Origin of the sequence: uncultured Methanobrevibacter sp., from assembly GCF_902769175.1 — an archaeon.
GTDB lineage: Archaea > Methanobacteriota > Methanobacteria > Methanobacteriales > Methanobacteriaceae > Methanobrevibacter.
The window spans coordinates 1-18,290 of the sequence record NZ_CACXNW010000013.1; the positions used below are offsets into that span (position 1 = coordinate 1).

Genomic DNA, 18,290 nt, shown 5'->3' on the forward strand with positions numbered 1-18,290 from the left:
TTATTTCTATAATAATAGATTGTACTTCATTGTATATAAATTTAAAGGAAAATAAGTTAAGAAAAATGTGGGTGAGGGTCATAATCGTTACACACTCTCGTTATGTTTTTTTAGTATAATTTTAATTGGAACTGGTACTGTTGCAGCTCATGAAGATGTTTGCAACACTACAGTTATAGATAAAGAAGTAGTGATAGATGAGGATGTTATCCACAATAACACATTTTTCTGATTTAAGTTCAGATATTTCTCATTTGTCTCCTGGTGATGTTTATAATTTTGATAAGGATTATTATAGTGATTATGATGAAAATAACTATACTAGAGGAATTCAAATTCATACAAACAATATAATACTTAATGGTAACGGACATAAAATTGACGGAAGGAATAATTCTGCAATTTTTGAGATATTAGGTAAAAATGTTAAAATTCATAATTTAATTATTACCAATTCCCATTATAATGAAGTAAGTTTGGGGAACAATGTAATTGACAGGAGTCCTATTGTTTGGAAAGGAGATAATGGAGTTATTTCTAATTGTGTATTTACCGGAAATTCAGCTATCAATGGTGGGGCAATTAAATGGATGGGAAGTAATGGTATTATAAACTACTCTGTATTTATAAATACTACTGCCTCAGGTGTTGGAGGTGCAATATATATGGGTGGTGTCAATAACACCATTGATGATTCTTTTTTTATCGATTCATTCTCACTATTGTCCGGCGAGGCAGTTTATATGGATCCAAACCGTAAAAACTGCAGCATATATGGTATATTCAATTACACTGATGTTATTGATGGCCATATGATTAATTTTGATCCCGAATATATGTATTATAGACACTTCATAAATCTTGCCGATAAAAAAATTGACATTGTTCTTTTATTGTATTCTGCTATAATGAATAGGGTTGAAAGGAATTTATGTAATGGTGTGGAATATTCTGGTGAATTTAGAATTAATGAGTATGTTTTAACTTTAAGCCGATCTTTTGATGATGGAGTTACTTTTGAAAAGGCATATCATTTTTATGATCTGGAAAATTTCAATGATATTTTCTATAAATTAAAAAACAATGATTATAAATATGATTTAACTTTTATTCTGAATCTTACTGTGAATAATATTGATGATTATGAGCATGTTTGTGCTTTTAACAAAACCAATCTTTATGAATTATATCCTACCTTGAAAAATATTACCGATGATTTTCAAAATAGAAGATTAATTAAATACATTTAAACGTTGATTTTGCAGATAATTTTACTTTTGCCTCTGATGCATTATGGTTGTCAAATGCTAATAATTTTAATGTAATTACTATTGATGGTCATGGTTCTAAAATCACACCTGTAAACGGTTTTAATAATAGCTTTGATTGGGCTAAAATTGATTTCGGTAATGTTTTTATTGTATCAAATTTGGTCCTTGAAGGATATGAAACTCCTGTATATAATTCTGGAATATGTATTTTCAATAATGTCACTTTTAAGGATAATAATGGCACACCTTGTGGAATCATGAATCTGTATCATTGTGTTTGCAATAACTGTACTTTCACTAGATATCAGGCATTATGCGGCAGTGCAATATATAATGAAGGAGGTTTAATATTAAACAATGTATCATTTAAGGATCTTTTTGTAAATAACGGTTCAGATATTTATAACTGTGGCAATGCAATTTTAATAAGAGATGGTGAAGTAACATTTAATTCAAACAATGCAAGGGATTCTGATTATAATATTTCCTATGGTTTAGAGTATATCTTTGATTATTGTAAAGATTATTTTTCTTATAAAGTAGATTTCTTAGGGGAAAAAATAGATATCATTCATTTATTTTTAAATGGAGTTACTCAATTTAACAATAATACCATTTTATATAGCAGTTATGGTAAAGACATTTTTGTTACTGTTTGTAAAGATTTTGGTGATGGAATAATTTATAAGAGAATTTATTCATTAAAAAATATTTCAGCAATATATGACATTTTCCCTGTTTTATTAAAGGGAAATTATGATGTTAATGCATCACTATCTAAAAATCTATACATATCTAATCAAGTTGATTATGATAATGCTTTGAATTATAATCTAGATTCTTTTAACAAGGTATATGAATTTATTAAAACTTTTGGTTATTCAGGTTATGTTTTAAAAGTATTGAATATCAATTTTGCAAAAGAATGTAATATTCAGTCTAATGGAGAATGGAATTTCGAAAAGTCTAAATTTGACTTTATTAATTTTAATGGTAATGGGTCTCTAATTAATGGTTTCTCTGCTAAGAGTGATGAAAATAAATGGCTTTACATATATAGTACAAATTCTATTGTAACAATTAATAATTTAATGATTACGGAATTTAATCAGGCTATTTATAATCTGGGTTGTGCTTGTATTTTAAATAATGTTACATTAGATAACAATAAGATGGATTATTATATGGATCCTGATATGGTGCTGGAATTAATAATTATGGACTTACAATTTGTAATAATTGTACATTTTCCAATAATTATTGTAAAAAAGGAGGCGCAATATTTAGTAATGCATTACTATATGTAAATAATTGTACTTTTATCAATAATAAAGCATATGGCGTGGGAAATAATATTTTAAATGTCAATGATGGTGAAGTATATGTTAATGGAACTTTAATTGAAGATAGCAAGGGTATTGTTCAATATAGAGATAGTGTAAGTGAAGCGGTTGTATTGGGTATTGGTTTAGGTGGATTTTTCACAGGTCTCATTGCAGGTGGGATTTTAATATCTGGCTTCGAGCTGCCGATAATAGGTATACCTCTTATTGTAGTAGGTATAGGTGTACTGGCTGGTACTTTAATTTATACTGCATATAATTCATATCCTGATGGCCCGGGTGATAAGAATTATAAAAGAATAAAATTTGATTAAAAGTAATGATATTCTATTAAAAACACACCTCGCCATTGAATATCCTTGTATAAAAATGACTAAATATTTTTAGGGGCCTGAATTTTTCAGTTCTCTATTAACTGTTGTATTATGTTTTTGAGTAAAATCCTAAGATACTATCAGTGCTCCTAAAAATACATTTAAATAAACTGTGTTTTCAACAGATTTTGGCCTATGCATTAGTAATTATTTTTATAGGGTTTTTAAACTTCTGTCATTCTAGAAAAATTTAATTAATTTTTTATATTTATTTTTATAGGGTTTTTAAGCTTCTGTCATTCTAGAAAAATTTAATTAATTTTTTATATTTGTTTTTATAGGTTTTTTAAGTTTCTATCATTCTAGAAAAATTTAATTAATTTTTTATATTTGTTTTCTAGAAAAATTTAATTAATTTTTTATATTATAAAAATTTAATATTATAAATGGGGTTATTCAATTTTTTTAATTTTTTAAATATTATTTTTCTATGATTGTTAAAAGTCTTTTAAAAAATTTGATTGAATAAATAATTTTTATATAATTTTAGATGGTGAGGAAAATTAATTATAAATTAATCTTTTCATTATTATCTTTAATATTAATTTTATCAGTTTCCTCTGCTTCAGCAGAGATCTTAAGCGATGAAAATCCACTTAATTTAATGGATAGTAATGAAATTTCCATTTCAGATGGAAATATTGAAAACTTGGAAGAAGACAACACTAATGCAGATAATGGTTTAGCTATCAGTGCTGCTAATGAAAATAGCAATGCTTTAGCAGATAGTGTCGATGGTGAAGATGATGAAGATGATGATACACCAGAAGACATTGCTAAAAACACTAGCTTATCAATCATTTCTCCAGACAACTGGAAAATATATGATGAAAATGATTATAAAGTTAAATTAGTGGATGAAGACAGCAATCCTATGGCTAATGCCAAGATTAATTTTAAGATAATTAATCCAAATGGAAAATCAAGCTCTAAAAATATCTTGACTGATGAGGAAGGCATAGCTGTTTTGCCTTTAAGCTTTAAAGTAAAAGGCTTGTACAATATTCAAGTTTCCTATTTAGGCAATTATGATTTTAATCCTGCGGAATCAGTTAGTTCCAATGTGTCATTGTTTGAAAAAACAAGAATAACAACTTCTTTTTATGGATACCAATCAACCAACCTTGCCATTAAGCTAAGCTCAATTAAAGGAGACCCTTTGGCAAAGCAAAAAATTGTTGTATATGTGGATGATGACAGATATGTCAGAACAACTGATGAAAATGGTAAAATCTATATCAAAATGCCATCTGACAAAAAGATCATAAATCTGAACTGCACTTTTTCAGCTAATGACTTTTATGAAAAGTCAAATCGTACAATGGATTTGCCTGTGTATAAGAAAACCAATTTAACACCTTTGCGTTACTTTGTTCTTAAAGGTCAGTCATTCATTCTTTTATTGAAAGGAATTGATGGCAAGATTCTTAAAGGTGAAAAGGTTAAAATCACAATCAACGGCAAGACATATGTGAGAACCACTAATACTAAGGGAAAGGCTTACTTTAAGGTTAGGCTTAACAGAGAGGTTTATCAAACAACCCTTGCATATGGCAACAACAGCATTTATGGCCCATCCAAAAAAACATTTTATCTTGAGGTCATAGATCCTTCTGGCCAGTTTAAGAAAGCATTGAATCAAAACACCAAATGTTCAGTTTCCAAGTACTTATATGGTGGAGGACATGCAAGAATAACCAAGGCAATTAGAAAATTGGCTAAAAAGATTACAAAGAAATATGCCACCAAATTGGAAAAGGCAACAGCCATATTCAATTATTTAAGAAACAATTTGGATTATGATAATTATGCCAATTCATTGAGGGGAGCTGCAAAGACATTGAGGTTAAAGGCAGGTAACTGCTGTGACCATGCAAACTTGATTGTTGCACTTTGCAGAGCTGTAAAGATTCCTGCCAGATATGGTCATGCACAAGGATGCAGATTTATACGTTCAGGGTCTATTGAAGGACACGTTTGGGCTCAGATATATGTTAACAAAAGATGGTATTCTGCTGATGGAACCAGCTATAGAAACAGTTTAGGACATATAAAGAATTGGGACACCAAACATTATTATAGCGTTCACACTTATATGAACATTCCTTTCTAACAATCTTTTACAGTCCTTCGGACTGTAAAACCTTGACCAAAATATTTTTCATTGTTTGTATAGTTTCATGTCTTTGAAAAAATATTTTGATTAAGCTTTTTTTTTAAGTTTTGGGATCTTTTTAATTTTATTGTTTTTAGGGGCTTTGAAAACCTTTTTTAAAATTTAATTTTAAATCTTTTTAACATTAATTTTTAAAAATTTTTATATGAATTTATAGGATTTAACAAAGCCGATTTTAATCCATTTATTTTTTATTTTTTAAATTTTATTTTCATATTCTATTTTTTGTTTATTTATTATGATTTTTATTTATTTTATCTAAAAATTAATTATTCTTCCTTATTTTAGAAAATGTGTTATTATCAATTTTATTTTTCAATTTTAGATATTTTTCTCAATTTTAAAAATTTTAGGTTATCCAAAACTTTATATACTTTCTCAATTAAATTATTATTATATTAAGCGATATTATATAATAACTGTTTTATCGGTTTATTGGGTAATATTTGTACTTTTTAAATTAAATAAAATAAAAATATGAGAAAATAGTTAATTCGATTAATTAATAAAAACTTATAATTTGCCGGTGGTTATGCATGGCTAGGGAAATTAGTGATAACATTGAGGAGTATTTGGAAACTCTTTATAAATTCGGAAGCAAAGATTCATATGTGTCTACAACCACTCTCTCTAAAGAGTTAGGTATTGCACCAGGTAGTGTAACTCAGATGCTTAAAAAACTAGAGGATATTGGTTATATTGATTATATTCCTTATAAAGGGGCTAATTTAACAGAAGAAGGTAATAAGATAGCTCAAAAAATCACAAGAAAACACAGAATTCTTGAAAGATTCCTAAAGGATGTCTTAAAAATCAAAGATGAAAACCTTCATGCTCAAGCATGTGAAATGGAACATGCATTGTCTGATGAGGCTGAAAGAGCTATTTGTCATATGTTAGAGCATCCGGATACCTGTCCAGATGACCATTTGATTCCAGCATGTGACTTTGATTTTGCAAACTGTGAAGATTGTATAAATAGCCATAATGATATTGAAGAGATTGGCATAAGGGATTTCCATTTATTGTCTATATCTGAATTGTCACCTGGCGATGAAGGTGAAATATTGTTTATCAGAGGTGGAGACGCTTCCTTAAACAATGCCTTGAATGTTGGATTAAGCATTGGAACTAAAATCAGAATAGCTGATTCTGACGATTCCAATAGATATAACATCTATTTGGAAGACACTTTAATCCCACTCTCAAGGGATTTGGCTAATAACATATTTCTTAAAATATAAATACTAATTTATTATTTTTTAATTCCGATAATTTAGTTATTGCAACAGAATTTAACAAATGATTATTATTTCAAGCAATTATTAAATATGTCAAATAAAAAAGATTTATCTATATATTTAAAAAATTGAAAATATTAGTAATTATTTGTTTATTCATTTTTTTATTCTTTCTAATTTTATTTATTGCAGATTTTTATTCAGGTGTTTAAATGCGCGGAGATTTATTTGAAGGTATTGTAACTGTCAAGATTGAAGAAGGCAATCAAAGGGCTGTTTCTCTCAATCAAAAAAGCCAGTTTGGAAAGTTATCTGAGAATTGTTTAGAACTTTCCCTTTTAGAGGCTTGCTATTTGATGGAAAGCGGACGTCTTGACATTTATGAAAACGACAAGAAATGTGATCTATCCTATATCATTGATCTAATCAAGGAAGATGAGGTCTACGGCAAATATTTGGTTTATAGAGATTTGAAAAACAGAGGATATATCATTAAGACAGGATTCAAGTATGGTTCTGAATTCAGGCTTTATGAAAGGGGAACCGGTCCAGGTCATGCACATTCAGATTTTTTAGTAAAGGTCTTGTATGAAAAAGAAGAAGTGAATGTATTAGACTTTGCAAGCTATGTAAGAGTATCACATGGCGTAAACAAGAAGCTATTGCTTGCAGTTGTAGATGATGATTTGGATGTTACATACTATAACATAGAGTGGACAAGGCCATAATTGATATTTTTAATTGTCCTATTTGGAGGTTATTTATTTAATCAGTGAATCAATAATTCTGATTATAGGGTTATTTATTTAATCAGTGAATCAATAATTCTGATTATAGGGTTATTTATATAAATCAGAAAATCATATTTAATTAATAGCAATATTTGTTTAATTATAGGGTATTTTTCACTCAAAAATTAAAATTATTTTAATTAAAAATACCTATTATTATTTTAATGCTTATAGAAAATAACATATGAATTTTTATACGTTTATTTAATTTAAAGAAAGATATTACATTTAAGGTGATTATTTGATTGATCCATGGGGCTCATCTATAGTAGATTACGATAAATTATTCAATCAGTTTGGTATTAAAGATTTCTCTAAGCTTGTTGGGGATATTGAAGACCCTGCAAGATTGATGAAAAGGGGAGTTATCTTTGGACACAGAGATTTTGATAAGCTAGTTCCTTTGATAAACGGCAAAAAGGACTTTGGAGTCATGACAGGCATGATGCCAAGTGGTCAAATGCACATTGGTCACAAGATGGTTATTGACCAATTGAAATGGTATGCTGAAAAAGGAGCTTCATTATCCTTATCCATTGCAGATATGGAATCATATGCTGCAAGGGGAATCAGCTTTGAAAAGGCTAAGGAAATAGCTGTCAATGAATATTTGGCAAATTACATTGCCTTAGGCCTTGACTTGACTGCTGATAATGTGACTGTTTATCTTCAATCACAAAACAAGACTTTAAATGACTTGACATTTAAGCTTGCAAAAAGAGTCAATTTCAATAATATGCATGCAATTTATGGATTTAATGAAAGCACTAACATTGCCCATTTGTATGTTCCATTAGTGCAGGTGGCAGATATTTTGCTTCCTCAAACTGAAGAGTTTGGCGGTCCAAAACAGGTTGTTGTACCTGTAGGAGTTGACCAAGACCCTCATTTAAGATTAACAAGGGACATTGCTGCTAAAATGAATGAAGAGTATGGATTCTTAGCTCCAGCTTCCACTTATCATAGGTTCTTAACTGGACTGACTGGAGATAAGATGTCAAGCAGCAAGCCTAATACTGCAATTTATTTAAATGAAACACCAAAGCAAGCTGAGAAAAAAGTAAAATCCTCTAAAACAGGTGGAAGAGAAACTCTTGATGAACAAAAGGAGTTAGGTGGAAGACCTGATGAATGTGTGATTTATGAAATACTTGTTTATCATTTGGTGGATGATGAAAAGGAACTTGGAAAGATTCGTGAAGAATGTAAGAATGGAAGTCTTATGTGCGGTCATTGCAAGGTCCATGCAGCAGAATTGATGAAGGACTTCTTTGAAGACTTGAAAGTAAAGCAAGAGGAGTCTTTAGATATTGCTGAATCTTTATTTGATTAATCATATTTATAAAAAAGTTTAAAACTAGAAATTATGCAATAAAAACATTAGCGAGGTTATTTTATGGCAGATATAAAATATTATTTGAAGAGAGTTAAGGATGAAATCAAATCTGCATTTGTAAATAATAAAATACCTTTATTTATTTCAATCTTAATTTTTGTAATTCCACTTATTATAGGATATTTCTATGCAGATCAGGTTGCTGAATATATAAAGCCTATGGTGGATTCATTTGAACAGAATGTTGAAAGTGGAACAGTGACTTTAACAACTCACTCCCTATTTATCAATAATGTCAGTGTAGCTATTATAATATATGCTCTTTCAGCTCTTGGTGGAATATTAGGAGCAATTATTTTAGCTAATAATGGATTATTCGTTGGTTTCTACGGTACAAAGTTAAACATTGTGCAATATTTGGCTTTAACTTTACCTCATGGAATATTTGAAATTCCTGCAATTATCATTGCTTCAACCGGTGGTTTTGTATTGCTTTTATTTGTACTTCGTTTCCTATGGGGTCTCATATCTCCAGATATGTCTTATTTGGATATCTTTGATCCATATTTCTCTGACGTAAAAATAACTTTAAGGCAAAGATTTGTTGCTTCATTTAATAAGAATAAAAGTAAGCTAAAGGAATCATTTGTTTTCTTATGTCTTGCTGTTGTTCTTTTAATTATTGCAGCATTCATTGAAGCAAATCTAACTATACCTATTGCTTATAAGATATTGCCATTTTTCGGAATAGGTATTCGTTAGACAATGATTAAAACCATCTTTTTTGTCAAGCTTCACGGATTTTAGTCCGTAGAACCTTGACCCAAATTTTTTCCAAACTTTTAGAAAAAGTTTGATAATCTTTTTTTATTATTTAGATTCTAACTATTTGCAAACTTTTTAAAAAGTTTGATTAAAAGATTTTTTATTATTTGGATTCTAACTACTCTTCTTTTTTTTTTATTCTCATCACTTTTTAGAATACTTAACTTGAATTAAAATAAGTTTTTATAGTATGATGATTATAACTATATGATGTATATTAATTATAAGCTAATTATTTTCATGGTTTTATAATTAATTTATTGATTAAACACTGTTTTAACTATTTTAAAAATGTTTAAAACTATTTTAAATGCTTAAAAGAATTTAAAAATGTTTAAAACTATTTTAAATGCTTAATACAATTTTAAAAATGTTTAAAACTATTTTAAATGCTTAATACAATTTTAAAAATGTTTAAAACTATTTTAAATGCTTAATACAATTTTAAAAGTGATTAAAACTACTTTAAACTATTTAAATTTATTAATGAATATTTTAATCTATTTAAAATTATTATTCATCAAAAAAACTTTAATGTGATAAAATGATTAGATGTGTATCTTGTGGAGAAGAATACGAAGATGATGAAGTTATCTACAACTGTAAAAAATGTGGATCTGTTTTAGAAGTGGAAGTGGAAGTTGATGTTCCAAAATCTACTTTTGAAGGCAGAAGAGATAACTTATGGAAATATAAAGAATGCTTGCCTGTAGATGCAGATAAAAGAGTTTCCTTAGATGAAGGTGGAACTCCATTTTGCAAATGTGAAAAATTAGGTAAGGAACTTGGAATTGAACTTTATGTAAAAGTAGAAGGATCCAACCCTACTGGCAGTTTTAAGGATAGGGGAATGACTATCGGTATGACTAAAGCTATGATGCTTGGTGTAGATACTGTAGGATGCGCTTCTACTGGAAATACTTCAGCTTCACTTGCTGCTTATGCTGCAAGAGCTGGACTTAGATGTGCAGTATTCTTGCCTGCAGGTAAAGTTGCATTAGGAAAATTGGCTCAAGCTATGTTCCACGGTGCAGAAGTGTTCTCCATTAACGGTAACTTTGATGAAGCTTTAGAAGCAATGACCCAACTTGCTCGTGAAAAGCATTTATACTTATTGAATTCAATCAACCCATTCAGACTTGAAGGACAAAAGACCATCGGTTATGAAATCGTCCACTCATTAGGATGGGAATCTCCTGACAGGATTGTATTGCCTGTAGGAAATGCAGGAAACATTTCAGCTATTTGGAAAGGTATCACTGAATTCCACAATGCTGGATTCATGGATGATGTTCCAATGATGGCTGGTATTCAAGCTGAAGGAGCTTGTCCTATTGCAAATGCATTCAGAGACAAAACTATGGACATGACTCCTGTGGAAAACCCTGAAACCATTGCAACTGCAATCCGTATTGGTGCTCCTGTAAGTGCTATTAAAGCATTAAGAGTTATTTATGATTCTAATGGTTTAGTTGAAACCGTAACTGATGAAGAAATCCTTGACGCTCAAAAATTGCTTGCAAGAACTGAAGGTGTCGGTGTAGAGCCAGCATCTGCAGCATCAATTGCAGGTCTTAAGAAATTGGTCGAACAAGGAGATGTAGACAAGGGAGAAAGAGTTGTTTGTGTTGTTACTGGACACTTGCTTAAAGATCCTAACACAGCTATTGATGCATGTGTTGAACCTGTCCAAGTAGATGCAGACATCAACAAGATTAAAGAGATTTTGCTTAACAAATAAACCTCCAAGCTTTTTGAGGCTTCGCCTCAAAAACCTTGACCAAAATATTTTATTTTCTGGTTATTTAGTTTTAAACCTTTTGAAAAAATATATTTGATCAAACTTTTTAAAAGTTTGGAAATTTTTTTAGCAATCCTATCTTTTATAAATTTTGATATTTTTATAATATTTTTAACTCTCATTAGGGAGTGTATTTTTCTATTTTTTAATATTTTTAAATCTCAATAGAATGTGTATTTTTCTATTTTTTTTTAATATTTTTAACTCTCATAAAGAGTGTATTCCTCTATTTTTTAATATTTTTCATTGATTTTGTATTATTATTCAATATTTTTAAATCTCATTAGAGAGGATATTTTTCTATTTTTTTTTTAATATTTTTCTTTTATTTTTTGATTTTTTTAATATTTTTTTATTATTTCTAATTTGTTAGAGTATTCTCTAATGAAATTTTGAAATTTTTTATATTTTTTGTTAAGATTTGATTTCAAAAATAATTAAATTTTATTATAAATTATTAAAAGTTTAGTGTAAATGATTTTAAATTTTAAGCATTTTAATAGATATATTTATATATTAAAAAATATACAATTATTATTATAAAAATTTGAGGTGTTAAATATGGAATTACCAATCGCTCCTATAGGAAGAATATTAAAAAATGCTGGTGCTGAAAGAGTAGCTGACGCAGCTAAAGAAGAATTAGCTGAAGCAATCGAAGAATACGGAAACGAAATTGCTCAAAAAGCAGTTAACTTTGCACGCCACGCAGGTAGAAAAACTGTAAAAGCTGAAGATATTAAATTAGCAATTAAATAAGATTGCTGTTTTATCTTTTCTTGAGATTTAGATTTAAGTAATTTTTTTACTTATTTCTTTTTCTCATGTCTTTATACGAACTTATTTTTTATTTTTTTAGAACTTTTTCTTTTTTCTGATTTCTAAATCATTAGTTTTTTTCTTATTTTAGCCTATTTTCTAATAACATTTATATAGTATAAATTATATATTTTATTATGTCTAGTTCTCTAGAATTTATTTCATTAATACTAAATTGAAAAATTTTATATTATTAGCTAATTTTACTTAAACTAATAATATTCATTGAAAATATTAAACTAGAATAAAAATCTTTTTATGTTTTATTTTAGGCTTTATTATTTAGTGATGTGGATATAATATTTAGAGTTATAGATTAAAACTTTAAATCTGTAATTATAATTGAATATTATTTAGCTTGATTCAAGCTAACTTTTTATTATGATATTATATTTAATAAGATTTCATGGATTTTATGTAAATATCATATTTTAAAAAGTTTTATCTATAATTGATTGATATTCGAATAAGGAATATTTGAATTATTATTGATTATATTTTAATATTTAATTGCTTACTGATTTTACTTATAGTAATTACTTATCCAAAATTGGATCTTGAATGTTTTTACTGTTTTAATTATTATAATTGTATTCTTTATTATTAAATCTAAAAAACTTATAGATTTATTACAGTTATAATATTTGCCGATGGATGGCAAAAGCCAGATGAAAAAGGAGGTAAATTATATGGCAAACATTTATGTAAAATTTGACACACCTGAAGAAATCGCTAACAAAGCAGAAGAAGCTTTAGAAGTAGCACAAAATACTGGTAAAGTAGCAAAAGGAACTAACGAAGTAACCAAATTTATCGAAAGAGGAAACGCAGCTTTAGTCGTTATCGCAGAAGATGTTGATCCTGCTGAAATCGTTGCACACATTCCTGTTCTCGCTGAAGAAAAAGAAATTCCTTACGTATACTTAGCAACCAAAGACAAAGTTGGTGCAGCTGCTGGTTTAAGTGTTGGAACTGCTTCCGCTTGTATTGTAGATGCTGGAGATGCTGCTGACTTAGTAGCAGAAGTTGTTGAAAAAGTAGCAGAACTTAAAGAATAAGTATTGCGCCTTAGAAGATACATATCTTCAATATAATTAACAGGTGATAATATGGAAGAAGGAAGTCCAGCAGAAGTTATTGAAGTTCTAAACAGAACTGGTATGACTGGAGAAATCATGCAAGTAAAATGCAGAATTCTCGATGGAAGAGATAAAGGAAGAATTTTAACAAGAAATATCATGGGTCCTGTACGTGAAGGCGATATTTTAATGTTACTCGACACAATCAGAGAAGCTAAGGAGATTAGAACTCCTTAATAACATAAGTTATTATAGGCTTATCTTATTTAAAGAAGGTGTTTTAACATGAGAACTTGTTCATTCTGTGGTAAAGAAATAGAAGAAGGTACCGGTAAAATGTACGTAAAAAAAGACGGTTCTATCTATTTCTTCTGTAGTAGTAAATGTGAAAAAAATATGATTAAACTTGGCAGAGTTCCAAGAAAAGTAAAATGGGTTAAACAATGATTGAAAGAAGCTTTGTTATGATGAAACCTGATGCGGTATCTAGACGTTTAATGGGTCAAGTTTTAAGCCGTTTTGAAGCTAAAGGTCTCAAAATCGTAGCTATGAAATTAAGACAAATTGACGAAGATTTAGCAAAAGAACATTATGGAGAACACTCCGAAAAACCATTTTTCAACGGTTTAGTTGAATATATCACTTCCGCTCCAACTTTAACTATGGTTATTGAAGGAGACGATGCAATTTCTGTAATCAGAAAAATGGTAGGAGCTACTAATCCTAAAGAAGCAGATGTAGGAACCATTAGAGGAGATTTCGGTATGGGTACCGGAAGAAACATTATTCACGCATCTGATGCACCTGAATCTGCAAAAAGAGAAATTGCTCTTTTCTTTGATGAAGAAGAAATTTGTGATTATTCTATGTCTGATAACGCTTGGATTTACGAATAGATTCAATATCAATCAATATTAAGTTTATTGAATTTTAAATTCGTTGTCTATAATCATTAGTTATATTAACCTATTGGCTTTAAGTAAAATTGGCTTATTGTGGCTTTTATATTGATTAAAATTATTATTGTTTAATTATTGTTTAAATTTATGAATTATTTAATGTGAGTGGAGTAAAATGAAGATAAGATCCCCAATTGTATCTGTTTTAGGTCATGTAGACCATGGTAAAACTACCTTATTGGATTATATCAGAGGAAGTACTGTTGCTGATAGAGAAGCAGGCGGTATTACCCAGCATATAGGTGCTACTGAAATACCAATAGATACAATAAATGACATTTGCGGTGATTTCATAGCTCGTTTATCAATTAAAAATACAATTCCAGGTTTATTTTTTGTAGATACTCCAGGGCATGCAGCATTTACATCACTTCGTAAACGTGGTGGAGCTTTAGCGGATTTAGCTATTTTAATTGTTGACATCAATGAGGGATTCAAGCCTCAAACATATGAAGCAATTAATATCCTAAAGATGTATAAGACTCCGTTTATTGTAGTAGCAAATAAAATTGATAGAATCTTTGGATGGGATATTCATGAAGGAGCTTCATTTATGGAAAGCTTTAAACAGCAAGCTCCAAGTGTACAAACCGAATTGGATTTAAAGGTTTACGAGCTTGTTGGAAAATTGCATGAAGAAGGATTCCAATCTGAAAGATTTGACAGAGTAAGTGATTTTGCAAGCCAAATTACAATCATTCCATTTTGTGCAAAGTCTGGTGAAGGTATTATTGAGCTTATTGCCATGTTGCTTGGTCTTGCTCAGGAATATTTAACCGAACAATTGGAAATCCATGAAGATGCTCCTGCTAAAGGAACTGTCTTGGAAGTTAAGGAAGAAACCGGTCTTGGCGTAACTGTCGATAGTATTATCTATGATGGTGTGCTAAGAGATGGTGATGAGATTGCTTTAATGGATGCAAGCAATGTTGTAAAGACCAAAATCAGATCCATTTTAAAACCTCTCCCTCTTGAAGAGATGAGGGAATCCAAAAACAGATTCCAAAAGGTCGATGAGGTTGTTGCAGCAGCAGGTATCAAGATAGCAGCTCCAGGCCTTGATGATGTTGTTTCCGGTTCTCCTCTAAGAGTCTTGAATGACGAGGAAGATGTGGAGGCAGAATTGTTGAAGGAATTGGAAGACATTACTGTTGATACTGATGATGAAGGTTTGTTTGTTAAGGCTGATACATTAGGATCACTTGAAGCGGTTGTTCACTTGCTTAAGGAAATGGAGATTCCAATCAGGTCTGCTGAAATTGGAGATGTAAATAAGAGGGATGTTATCGATGCCTCTATTGCAAAGGATGAAAACATTGAGCATGGTGTTATCATAGCATTCAATGTAAAGGTACATCCTAAAGCTGAAACTGATTTAAATAATTCTGGCGTTAAGCTCTTTAAGGGTGATGTGATTTACCAAATAACTGAAGATTATGAAGCTTGGGTTCAAGAAAGAAAAGAAGCTCAGAAAAAGCAATGGCTTGAAGCTATCATTAAGCCTGCTAAATTCATGATTCTTCCAAAACTAATATTCAGGCAAAGCAAACCTGCCATTTGTGGTATTGAGGTTGAAGCAGGAACTGTAAAGCACGGCTATGCTTTAATGAATGCAAATGGAGACTATGTAGGTACAATTGCCAGTATGGAAGACAAAGGTGAAACATTGCCTGCAATTTCCAGAGGTCAAAGAGTTGCTATGGCTATTGATGATGCTGTAGCAGGAAAGGACTTTGAGGAAGGGGATACCTTATATGTGGATATTCCTGAAAAGCATTATAAAATATTGGAAAGAGAGTTTAAGGATAAATTAAACGAAGATGAATTCATGGCCCTTGATGAGATCCTTGAGATTAAACGTAGAAACGATAGGAACTGGGGTAAATTCGGTCTTTTTGAATAATGATTCAAATCATTGATTCAATAGATTATGTTAATGGTGATTAAGCAATTCATTTAAAATCGTTTGATGTATTTTTCGGTTAATGGTGATTAAGCAATTCATTTAAAATCGTGATATATTATTTCACATATTTTAAGATTATAGAATAAATACTAGAGATTAAGGGAGATTAAATTCCTAAAAACAAAAGGAGGAATTTTATTGGCATTTAAAGTTGTTGTATCTGAAAAAGAATTAAGTTATCAAATAGAAGTTGATGATGCAAAACAATTAAACGGCTTAAAAATCGGTGAAGAATTTGATGGTCAAATCGTTGGATTAGATGGCTACACCTTAAAAATAACTGGTGGTAGTGACAAAAACGGTTTCGTTATGAAAAAAGACGTTGATGGTCCTAGAAGAATCAAAAGTCTCTTAACCGGTGGAGTAGGCTACAATCCTAAAGTTGATGGTGTTAAAAGAAGAAAAACTGTCAGAGGAAACACTGTCTCTGAAGATATTGTTCAAATCAACACTATTGTTACTAAAGCAGGTAGCAAATCTATAAATGATATCTTAAACCCTGAAGAAGAAGCAGGGGAAGCAGAAGAATAATTAGATAATTGTTGTCTGATTTAAATTCTTAGGAATTTCAGATATTAAGTGATTAATGAAATTTATAATGAAATTTATTTTCATTATTATTTTTCGTTTTTTCATTTAATATTCTAATATTATATTTTTATTATTTAAAAAATTCAAATTTATTTATTATATTTTATTATTTCAAAATTTAAGGCATAAATCATTTAAATCATGTTTATATTAATATTGAATTATAAATGTGATTTTAATTAAGGAAAAAACGTTATTCATAAGTATAATTCAATATTAATATGAATTTATTTATTAGATTTTTATTAATTGTTATCTATTGATTGAATTAGGATAATTTAACTTATCTGATGTTCATTCAATTAATTTATTATTTAATATTCGATTATGTTTATTATTTAATTCAAAAATTTATTATTTAATATTCGATTATGTTTATTATTTAATTCAAAAATTTATTTAAAAAAATTAAAGGTGTAATCTGTGAAAGTACAATCTGATGTTAACATAGGACTTGTGGGCCATGTCGATCACGGAAAAACAACACTTACTAAAGCATTATCTGGTGTATGGACAGATACTCACAGTGAAGAAACAAAAAGAGGTATCTCTATTCGTTTAGGATATGCTGACATTGAATTTAGAAAATGTCCTAAATGTGAAGAGCCTTTATGCTACACTACCAAGGATGTTTGTGAACATTGTGGAAGCGAAACAGAAGTAATTAGAAAAGTGTCATTTGTAGATGCTCCAGGACACGAAACCTTAATGGCAACCATGTTATCTGGTGCAGCAATCATGGATGGTGCTGTTTTAGTTATTGCAGCTAACGAAGAATGTCCACAGCCACAAACCAAAGAACACTTAATGGCACTTGATGTTATTGGTGTTAAGGATGTAGTTGTAGTTCAAAATAAGGTGGATATTGTTCCTAGAGAAAGAGCTATTGAGAGTTACAATGAAATTAAAGAATTTGTAAAAGGTACTTGTGCAGAAGATGCGCCAATCATACCAGTATCTGCTCAACAAGGAGCTAATATCGATATACTCATTAAAGCTATCAATGATAAAATCATTACACCGGAAAAAGACTTGGAAAAACCTGCTAAAATGCATGTAGCTAGATCTTTTGATATTAATAAACCTGGTTCCCATCCTAAAAAGATTAAAGGTGGAGTAATCGGTGGAAGTTTAGTTCAAGGAACTCTTAAATTAGGAGACATCATTGAAATTAGACCTGGAATTAATATCAAGGAAAGCAAACAGAACAAATGGATGAGCTTAACTTCTGAAATCATCGGCTTGGAAGTTGGTGGAGAATCTGTTGAAGAGGTAGGACCTGGCGGTCTTATTGGTGTAGCTACTAAATTAGACCCTGCATTAACTAAAGCAGATTCATTGTCTGGTTCTGTTGCTGGTGCTGAAGGCACTTTGCCTGACGTATTGCATAGCTTTGATATGAAAACTGAACTTTTGGAACGTGTTGTAGGAACTAAAGATGAAAGAAAAGTGGATCCAATTAAAATCAAAGAACCTTTAATGATTAACTGTGGTACAACCACTACCATTGGTGTAGTAACCAAAGTTAAGAAGAATGTCAGCGTTGCATTGAAATTACCTGTATGTGCAGATAAAGGTGACAGAGTCGCTTTATCCCGTAGAGTAGGTACACGTTGGAGATTAATTGGATTTGGTATTATTCAATAAATGATTAATAAGCGAATTGTTTAATTTGTTTATATAGGGTTTTGCATATTGTATTTTGCACATTATATTTG

The 18,290-nt window shown here is 29.8% G+C and carries 18 protein-coding genes and 1 pseudogene; 18 read left to right on the top strand and 1 reads right to left on the bottom strand.

Annotated features, from left to right (window positions below; translation table 11 throughout):
- The first annotated feature begins 67 nt into the window (after positions 1 to 67).
- The 4 genes from QZV12_RS05540 to QZV12_RS05555 are packed head-to-tail and all read left to right on the top strand — an operon-like array spanning position 68 to position 2,928.
- Entirely contained in the window at positions 68 to 232 is a 165-nt protein-coding gene (locus QZV12_RS05540; protein WP_295618507.1) for a hypothetical protein, read from the top strand.
- Complete coding sequence (locus QZV12_RS05545; protein ID WP_295618510.1) at positions 204 to 1,250, top strand: hypothetical protein; 1,047 nt, start codon at positions 204 to 206, stop codon at positions 1,248 to 1,250. The genes QZV12_RS05540 and QZV12_RS05545 overlap by 29 nt, the downstream gene beginning before the upstream one ends.
- Positions 1,251 to 1,297: 47 nt before the next feature.
- Positions 1,298 to 2,578, top strand: coding sequence for a hypothetical protein (locus QZV12_RS05550; protein ID WP_295618513.1), 1,281 nt, complete (start codon positions 1,298 to 1,300; stop codon positions 2,576 to 2,578).
- Positions 2,500 to 2,928 carry a hypothetical protein gene (locus tag QZV12_RS05555; protein ID WP_366925542.1) on the top strand — a complete coding sequence of 143 codons (429 nt, stop codon included), beginning with the start codon at positions 2,500 to 2,502 and terminating at the stop codon, positions 2,926 to 2,928. The genes QZV12_RS05550 and QZV12_RS05555 overlap by 79 nt, the downstream gene beginning before the upstream one ends.
- A gap of 86 nt (positions 2,929 to 3,014) precedes the next feature.
- Here QZV12_RS05555 and QZV12_RS13795 read toward each other — a convergent pair.
- A pseudogene (locus QZV12_RS13795) lies at positions 3,015 to 3,126 on the bottom strand (IS5/IS1182 family transposase); the annotation flags it as partial.
- Between the two features lie 466 nt (positions 3,127 to 3,592).
- On the opposite strand from QZV12_RS13795, the gene QZV12_RS05560 reads away from it, so the two are divergent.
- The 14 genes from QZV12_RS05560 (at position 3,593) to QZV12_RS05625 (ending at position 18,219) form a co-directional block, all read left to right on the top strand.
- Positions 3,593 to 5,101 (top strand): transglutaminase domain-containing protein, encoded by a 1,509-nt coding sequence (locus QZV12_RS05560; RefSeq protein ID WP_295618519.1) that lies wholly within the window; start codon positions 3,593 to 3,595, stop codon positions 5,099 to 5,101.
- Positions 5,102 to 5,700: 599 nt separating this feature from the next.
- Entirely contained in the window at positions 5,701 to 6,408 is a 708-nt protein-coding gene (locus QZV12_RS05565) for a metal-dependent transcriptional regulator (RefSeq protein ID WP_295618522.1), read from the top strand.
- Positions 6,409 to 6,617: 209 nt separating this feature from the next.
- Positions 6,618 to 7,133, top strand: a complete 516-nt coding sequence (gene endA, locus QZV12_RS05570; RefSeq protein ID WP_295618524.1) for a tRNA-intron lyase — start codon at positions 6,618 to 6,620, stop codon at positions 7,131 to 7,133.
- Between the two features lie 304 nt (positions 7,134 to 7,437).
- Positions 7,438 to 8,529, top strand: coding sequence for a tryptophan--tRNA ligase (locus QZV12_RS05575; RefSeq protein ID WP_295618527.1), 1,092 nt, complete (start codon positions 7,438 to 7,440; stop codon positions 8,527 to 8,529).
- Between the two features lie 63 nt (positions 8,530 to 8,592).
- Positions 8,593 to 9,294 carry a stage II sporulation protein M gene (locus QZV12_RS05580; protein WP_295618530.1) on the top strand — a complete coding sequence of 234 codons (702 nt, stop codon included), beginning with the start codon at positions 8,593 to 8,595 and terminating at the stop codon, positions 9,292 to 9,294.
- Between the two features lie 607 nt (positions 9,295 to 9,901).
- Positions 9,902 to 11,098: a threonine synthase gene (gene thrC, locus QZV12_RS05585; RefSeq protein WP_295618533.1), complete on the top strand. Its 1,197-nt coding sequence runs from the start codon at positions 9,902 to 9,904 to the stop codon at positions 11,096 to 11,098.
- A gap of 621 nt (positions 11,099 to 11,719) precedes the next feature.
- Positions 11,720 to 11,917 (top strand): histone family protein, encoded by a 198-nt coding sequence (locus QZV12_RS05590; protein ID WP_012956290.1) that lies wholly within the window; start codon positions 11,720 to 11,722, stop codon positions 11,915 to 11,917.
- A gap of 749 nt (positions 11,918 to 12,666) precedes the next feature.
- Positions 12,667 to 13,035, top strand: a complete 369-nt coding sequence (rpl7ae, locus tag QZV12_RS05595) for a 50S ribosomal protein L7Ae (RefSeq protein WP_292777681.1) — start codon at positions 12,667 to 12,669, stop codon at positions 13,033 to 13,035.
- Positions 13,036 to 13,086: 51 nt separating this feature from the next.
- Positions 13,087 to 13,293: a 30S ribosomal protein S28e gene (locus QZV12_RS05600; RefSeq protein ID WP_292777638.1), complete on the top strand. Its 207-nt coding sequence runs from the start codon at positions 13,087 to 13,089 to the stop codon at positions 13,291 to 13,293.
- A gap of 48 nt (positions 13,294 to 13,341) precedes the next feature.
- Entirely contained in the window at positions 13,342 to 13,503 is a 162-nt protein-coding gene (locus tag QZV12_RS05605) for a 50S ribosomal protein L24e (RefSeq protein ID WP_067146875.1), read from the top strand.
- Positions 13,500 to 13,952 (top strand): nucleoside-diphosphate kinase, encoded by a 453-nt coding sequence (gene ndk / locus QZV12_RS05610; RefSeq protein WP_295618542.1) that lies wholly within the window; start codon positions 13,500 to 13,502, stop codon positions 13,950 to 13,952. The genes QZV12_RS05605 and ndk overlap by 4 nt, the downstream gene beginning before the upstream one ends.
- Before the next feature lie 178 nt (positions 13,953 to 14,130).
- Positions 14,131 to 15,918 (top strand): translation initiation factor IF-2, encoded by a 1,788-nt coding sequence (gene infB, locus QZV12_RS05615; protein WP_295618545.1) that lies wholly within the window; start codon positions 14,131 to 14,133, stop codon positions 15,916 to 15,918.
- A 201-nt stretch (positions 15,919 to 16,119) separates the two neighbouring features.
- Positions 16,120 to 16,512, top strand: coding sequence for a 30S ribosomal protein S6e (locus QZV12_RS05620; RefSeq protein ID WP_295618548.1), 393 nt, complete (start codon positions 16,120 to 16,122; stop codon positions 16,510 to 16,512).
- A 483-nt stretch (positions 16,513 to 16,995) separates the two neighbouring features.
- Positions 16,996 to 18,219, top strand: a complete 1,224-nt coding sequence (locus tag QZV12_RS05625; protein WP_295618551.1) for a translation initiation factor IF-2 subunit gamma — start codon at positions 16,996 to 16,998, stop codon at positions 18,217 to 18,219.
- Positions 18,220 to 18,290 lie beyond the last annotated feature (71 nt).

What these genes read in the sequence shown, in the direction of transcription:
- QZV12_RS05545 (WP_295618510.1), top strand. Translation starts at nt 204, where the DNA reads ATGTTATCCACAATAACACATTTTTCTGATTTAAGTTCAGATATTTCT.
- QZV12_RS05560 (WP_295618519.1), top strand. Translation starts at nt 3,593, where the DNA reads ATGGATAGTAATGAAATTTCCATTTCAGATGGAAATATTGAAAACTTG.
- QZV12_RS05565 (WP_295618522.1), top strand. Translation starts at nt 5,701, where the DNA reads ATGGCTAGGGAAATTAGTGATAACATTGAGGAGTATTTGGAAACTCTT.
- endA (WP_295618524.1), top strand. Translation starts at nt 6,618, where the DNA reads ATGCGCGGAGATTTATTTGAAGGTATTGTAACTGTCAAGATTGAAGAA.
- QZV12_RS05580 (WP_295618530.1), top strand. Translation starts at nt 8,593, where the DNA reads ATGGCAGATATAAAATATTATTTGAAGAGAGTTAAGGATGAAATCAAA.
- thrC (WP_295618533.1), top strand. Translation starts at nt 9,902, where the DNA reads ATGATTAGATGTGTATCTTGTGGAGAAGAATACGAAGATGATGAAGTT.
- QZV12_RS05590 (WP_012956290.1), top strand. Translation starts at nt 11,720, where the DNA reads ATGGAATTACCAATCGCTCCTATAGGAAGAATATTAAAAAATGCTGGT.
- rpl7ae (WP_292777681.1), top strand. Translation starts at nt 12,667, where the DNA reads ATGGCAAACATTTATGTAAAATTTGACACACCTGAAGAAATCGCTAAC.
- QZV12_RS05600 (WP_292777638.1), top strand. Translation starts at nt 13,087, where the DNA reads ATGGAAGAAGGAAGTCCAGCAGAAGTTATTGAAGTTCTAAACAGAACT.
- QZV12_RS05605 (WP_067146875.1), top strand. Translation starts at nt 13,342, where the DNA reads ATGAGAACTTGTTCATTCTGTGGTAAAGAAATAGAAGAAGGTACCGGT.
- ndk (WP_295618542.1), top strand. Translation starts at nt 13,500, where the DNA reads ATGATTGAAAGAAGCTTTGTTATGATGAAACCTGATGCGGTATCTAGA.
- infB (WP_295618545.1), top strand. Translation starts at nt 14,131, where the DNA reads ATGAAGATAAGATCCCCAATTGTATCTGTTTTAGGTCATGTAGACCAT.